7 protein-coding genes are annotated in these 4,941 nt (G+C 68.4%); 5 read left to right on the top strand and 2 right to left on the bottom strand.

Features of this window, described 5'->3' with window-relative positions; genetic code table 11:
* The 4 genes from ACIQ3R_RS15215 to ACIQ3R_RS15200 form a co-directional block, all read left to right on the top strand.
* The coding region (locus ACIQ3R_RS15215) for a hypothetical protein (RefSeq protein WP_397419706.1) at positions 1-211 on the top strand (211 nt) is incomplete at its 5' end.
* 62 nt (positions 212-273) lie between these two features.
* The gene (locus ACIQ3R_RS15210; protein ID WP_397419705.1) at positions 274-648 is read left to right on the top strand and encodes a hypothetical protein; all 375 of its coding nucleotides are present in this window, start codon (positions 274-276) and stop codon (positions 646-648) included.
* A complete protein-coding gene (locus tag ACIQ3R_RS15205) occupies positions 600-1,688 on the top strand; it encodes a M20/M25/M40 family metallo-hydrolase (RefSeq protein ID WP_397419704.1) in 1,089 nt (362 codons plus the stop codon). The genes ACIQ3R_RS15210 and ACIQ3R_RS15205 overlap by 49 nt, the downstream gene beginning before the upstream one ends.
* 85 nt (positions 1,689-1,773) lie before the next feature.
* Entirely contained in the window at positions 1,774-3,429 is a 1,656-nt protein-coding gene (locus ACIQ3R_RS15200; protein ID WP_397419703.1) for an MFS transporter, read from the top strand.
* Positions 3,430-3,435: 6 nt separating this feature from the next.
* Here the strand turns inward: ACIQ3R_RS15200 and ACIQ3R_RS15195 are convergent, their stop codons facing one another.
* Positions 3,436-4,320: a siroheme synthase gene (locus tag ACIQ3R_RS15195; RefSeq protein ID WP_397419702.1), complete on the bottom strand. Its 885-nt coding sequence runs from the start codon at positions 4,318-4,320 to the stop codon at positions 3,436-3,438.
* A 5-nt stretch (positions 4,321-4,325) separates the two neighbouring features.
* A complete protein-coding gene (locus ACIQ3R_RS15190) occupies positions 4,326-4,667 on the bottom strand; it encodes a c-type cytochrome (protein ID WP_397419701.1) in 342 nt (113 codons plus the stop codon).
* A 126-nt stretch (positions 4,668-4,793) separates the two neighbouring features.
* Between ACIQ3R_RS15190 and ACIQ3R_RS15185 the strand changes: the two genes are divergently transcribed.
* Positions 4,794-4,941: (2Fe-2S)-binding protein (locus tag ACIQ3R_RS15185; protein WP_397419707.1), on the top strand; the 148-nt coding region annotated here is incomplete at its 3' end.

Below are 4,941 nucleotides of genomic sequence, written 5' to 3'. Positions count from 1 at the left end.
CCGCATTCGCGCGATGGGCGGAGACGTGGCGGCGACGCCGATCGTCGCGCTGACCGCCAACGTGCTGGCGCATCAACGCCAAGCCTATCTCGACGCCGGCATGGACGGCGTTGTGGGCAAACCGATCTCGCCCGGCGAACTGCTCACCGAGATCGCCCAGGCCGCCCAGCGGCGTCACGACAGCCTCGTTTGCGAGAGCGCCGCGGCCTGAGCGCCTGCTTTCCCGCATGGCGACCCCGTGATTGAGTGCGCAGATCACAATGGGGATTTTCAATGCTTGTCCGAAGAGCCGCGTTCCTGGCGGCCCCATTAGGTGCGGTCGCCGCTTTGCCGCCCGCGCACGCGCAGTCGCCGCGCCCAGATCAGCTGGCGTTTCGCGAGATCTTCAAGGAGCTCGTGGAGACCAACACTACGCTTTCGGCGGGAAGCTGCACCCTGGCCGCCGAGCGGATGGCGGCGCGATTGAAGGCGGCGGGATACGCAGCGGCCGACGTCGAGGTGCTGGCCACCGCCGATAAGCCCAAGGAGGGCAGCGTCACGGCCGTCCTCAAGGGCTCCGATCCGAAGGCGGGCGCGATCCTCCTGCTCGGCCACACGATGTGGTCGAGGCGCGCCGGGAGGACTGGACGCGGGACCCGTTCACGCTGATCGAGGAGAACGGCTATTTCTACGCCCGCGGCGTCGCCGACATGAAGGGCATGAACGCCGTCTGGGTCGACACCATGATCCGGCTGAAGCGCGCGGGGACGACGCCGAAACGGACGCTGAAGATGGCGCTCACCTGCGGCGAGGAGACCGCCGAGGCGTTCAACGGCGCCGACTGGCTGGTCAAGAACCGGCGTGAGCTGATCGCAGCGGACTTCGTTCTGAACGAGGGCGGCGGCGGGCGCCTCGGCGCCGACGGCAAGCGCGAGATCCTGTCGATCCAGGTGGGCGAGAAGGCGGCGCAGAGCTACCGGGTGACCGTCACGAATCCCGGCGGACACTCGTCGCGACCGCGGCCCGACAACGCGATCTATCAGCTGGCCGAAGCGCTCCTGAAGATTCGAGCCCATGTGTTTCCCGCGAAGTTCACCGACACGACCCGGGTGGGCTTCGAGCTGCGGGCTCAGCGGCGCGACGCGGTGGGCGAGGCGCTCAGGAGACTGTTGGCCAATCCCGACGACGCCGAGGCCGCGCGCGTCGCGGCCATCGACCTGAATGTAAACTCGATCCTGCAAACCAACTGCGTCACCACGCGGTTGGACGCAGGCCACGCCAACAATGCGCTGCCACAGCGCGCCGCGGCTACGGTCAACTGCCGCATCTTCCCGGGCGAGACGGTGGAGGGCACGCGCGAGACGCTGGAGAAGGTGATCGGCGATCCCGAGGTGAAGGTCGAGGTGATCCCGCCCGTCCGTCCGATCGCCATTAACCCGCCGCTGGATCCCAAGGTGGTGGGGCCGATGAAGGCGCTGGCGGAGAAGCACTTCCCCGGCGTCCCGGTGATCCCTTCAATGTCGTCGGGGGCGACGGACGCCCGCTACTTCGGCCCGGCGAGCATTTTCGTCTACGGCGCGCCCGGCATCTTCGTCGATCTGGACGGCGGCGGCGCGCACGGCCTGAACGAACGCATCCGGGTGCAGTCGCTCTACGACGGGCGGGACTATCTGTTCGACCTGGTGAAGACCTATGTGGGGGTGAGGTAAAGCCCGCTGGGCGCGAGGGCTTCCGGCGGACGCGCTATCCGGGCTAAACCTGGAATCGCAGGGAAATCGGGCAAGGACTCCAGGAATGGCTGACGCGACGGCGAAGGACGAAGAGAAACCCACCTCGTTGCGGACGGTGATCGCGGCGTCGTCGGCGGGGACCACCTTCGAGTGGTACGATTTCTTTGTCTTCGGCAGCCTGATCGGCGTCATCTCCAAGACCTTCTTCACCGGCCTGTCGGAGACGGCGGCGCTGGCGGCGGCGCTGGCGCTGTTCGGGGCGGGGTTCCTGTTCCGGCCGTTGGGCGCGCTGGTGTTCGGACGCATCGGCGACCAGAAGGGCCGCAAGGGCGCGTTCCTGGCCACCGTCATCCTGATGGGCGTGGCGACCGTGGCGATCGGCTTCCTGCCGAGCTACGAACAGGCCGGCCTGATCGGGCCGATCCTGCTGATCCTGATGCGCATTCTGCAGGGCTTCGCCCTGGGCGGAGAGTATGGCGGCGCGGCGATCTATGTCGCCGAGCATGCGCCGGCCAACGGGCGCGGCTTCGCCACCAGTTGGATCCAGAGCTCGGCGGCGTTCGGCCTGTTCGGCGCCCTGGTGGTGATCCTGATCACCCGGATTTCGGTGGGCAATGAGGCGTTCGACGCCTGGGGCTGGCGCATCCCGTTCCTGTTCTCGGGCGTGCTGCTGGCGATATCGATCTGGATGCGCCTGAAGCTGACCGAAAGCCCGGAGTTCGCCCGCCTCAAGGCCGAAGGCGCCCAGTCCAAGGCGCCGTTCAAGGAGGCCTTCGGCGAGTGGCCCAACCTGCGCCTGGTGCTGATCGCGCTGTTCGGCGTGATGTGCGCGCAGGGGGCGGTCTGGTACACGGGCTTCTTCTACGTTCAGACCTTCATGGAGCGCTTCATGAAGGTCTCTCCGGAGACCATCAACATCCTGATGCTTTCGGTGACCGCGGCGAGCGCGGTGCTCTATGTCGCGTTCGGTTGGCTGTCGGATATCCTGGGCCGCAAGACGGTGATGCTGTTCGGCATGGTGCTGATGCTCGGCGCCTACTTCCCCGGCTTCCACATGCTGGCGCACACGCTGAACCCGGCGCTGGCCGAGGCGGAGGCGCGCACGCCGGTGGTGGTGATCGCCGATCCTGCGGACTGCAAGCTGCAGTTTGATCCCGTGGGCAAGGCGAGCTTCGTCTCGGCCTGCGACCTGGCGAAATCAACGCTGGCCAACGCCGGCGTTTCCTACAGCAACGAGGCGGCTGCGCCCGGCAGCCCGACCCTGGTGCGGATCGGCGACCAGACCATCCCCTCAACCAGCGCCGCCGGCCTTTCGCCGGAAGTGGCCAAGGCCGTGAAGACCAGCGTCGAAACCCGGTTGAAGGAAGCCCTGGCGCGGGCCGGCTATCCGACCAAGGCCGATCCGGAGCGCATGAACCTCTGGGGCGCCTTCGGCATCCTGCTGATCTTCGTCACGGCGGCGACCGCGCTCTATGGCCCGATCGCGGCCAGTCTGGTGGAGCTGTTCCCCACGCGGGTGCGCTACACCGCCCTCAGCCTGCCCTATCACATCGGCACGGGCTGGGTGGGCGGCTTCGTTCCCTTCACCGCCTTCGCCATCGTGACGGCGACGGGCGATATCTATGCCGGGCTCTGGTACCCGTTCGCCTTCACCGCGCTGTCGGTGGTGGTCTGCATCCTGCTGTTGCCGGAGACCAAGGGGCGACCGCTCAACACCTGATCGGCCTCAGCGGGCGACAGGCAGGACCTCGGTGGCGACGCCGAGGGCCGCCAGCGCCAGCCGCTCGGCGCGGCCGTCATCGGCTGTGGTCAGCCGCGCGATCACCAGCCCCTCCTTCGCAAGGGCGGCGAGTCCCGCCGCGTCTTGAGGGGTAAGTCGATCAGCGTCACGGCGGGCCATGCCCACGATGTCCGGATCGGCCCCGTCATCCAGGATCAGCCCGTCGGCTGCGCCAAGACCGCGCAGGGCGCGCAGCGAAAGGTGATCGGCCGGGCCCCTCGCATCGATGTAGATCACGCGGCCGGCAGCCGCGTCGCCCTTGCTCAGTTCGGCGCGGAAACGGGCGGCGGCGGTCGCCATGTCGCCGGCCAGCGCCGCCTCGGCGGCCGGCCCTTCCAGGGCGCGCCGCAGGAACCGACGCCGCGCGGCCGGATCGGGCAAGGCGGAACGAACCTCATCCTGCATCTGGCGGAACAGGGCGGCGATACGGCCGGCGCCCTCGGGCACGCGGGCTTCCAGGTCCTGACGCAGCATTGTGGCCAGCATCGGCGAGGCGCCGCCGGTGCCGATGGCCGCGACCACCTCGCCCCGGTCGACCAGGGCCGGCGTGGTGAAGTCGCAGAGGTCGGGACGGTCCACGGCGTTGACCGGCACCCCGGCGCGGCGGGCGGCGGCGACGGCGTTTTCGGCCCAGTCCCGCTCGCCGCCGGCCACGAAGGCCAGCACCGCGCCGGCATAGGCCGCCGGGTCGCCGGCCCGTTCGGGCGCGATCCGGGCGATCCGGGCGGGAGAGCCCGCGAACAGCCGAACCTTGGCGTCGGCGCCCTCGCCGGTCCCCGCCACCACGACCGTGCGCCCGGTCAGCGGGAAGAAGGCGGGGAAGGCGTCCATCGGCGCTACTTCAGGGTCTTGAGATATTCGATAAGGGCGGCCCGAACCTCTGCAGAAGGCACATTGATCAGCATCTTGGTGCCGGGCGAAAACGCCGCGGGCTGCTTGAGATAGGCGTCGAGATTGGCGTCGGTCCAGGTTCCACCCTTGGCCTTCAGGCCAGGCGAATAAGCGAAGGTCTTGGCGGCGATCGGTCCGCCGGCCACACCCACCAGAGAGGGGCCCATCGGCCCGCCCGTGTGGCACATGCGGCACTGCATGTTGAACAGCTGCGCGCCGTCGGCGGCCAGGGCCGGCGAGCCCGAGGCCAGAGCAAGGAAGACGGCGGCGAGAACGGGGCGGGACATGAAGGCTCCGGAGGTTCGAAAGTTCGGCATGGTGATACCCGTTGGCCGCGCACCGGGCAAAGCCCCGGTTTACGCCAGCGTCTGAACAACGTTAACTTGCCCGCTTCCTAGGCGGAGGAATCCAAAATGGCGACGACGCTGGACGTCAACGGCAAGTCTCTGACAGTGACCGCGTCGCCGGACACCCCGCTGCTATGGGTGCTCCGAGATGAACTGGGCCTGACTGGAACCAAGTATGGCTGCGGCGTCGCGCAATGCGGCGCCTGCACGGTGC

It is taken from the genome of Phenylobacterium sp. (genome assembly GCF_044371015.1).
Taxonomy (GTDB): Bacteria; Pseudomonadota; Alphaproteobacteria; order Caulobacterales; family Caulobacteraceae; genus Phenylobacterium.
The sequence above is the reverse complement of the archived record's forward strand: the minus strand, read 5'-3'. Positions and strand labels throughout refer to the sequence as shown.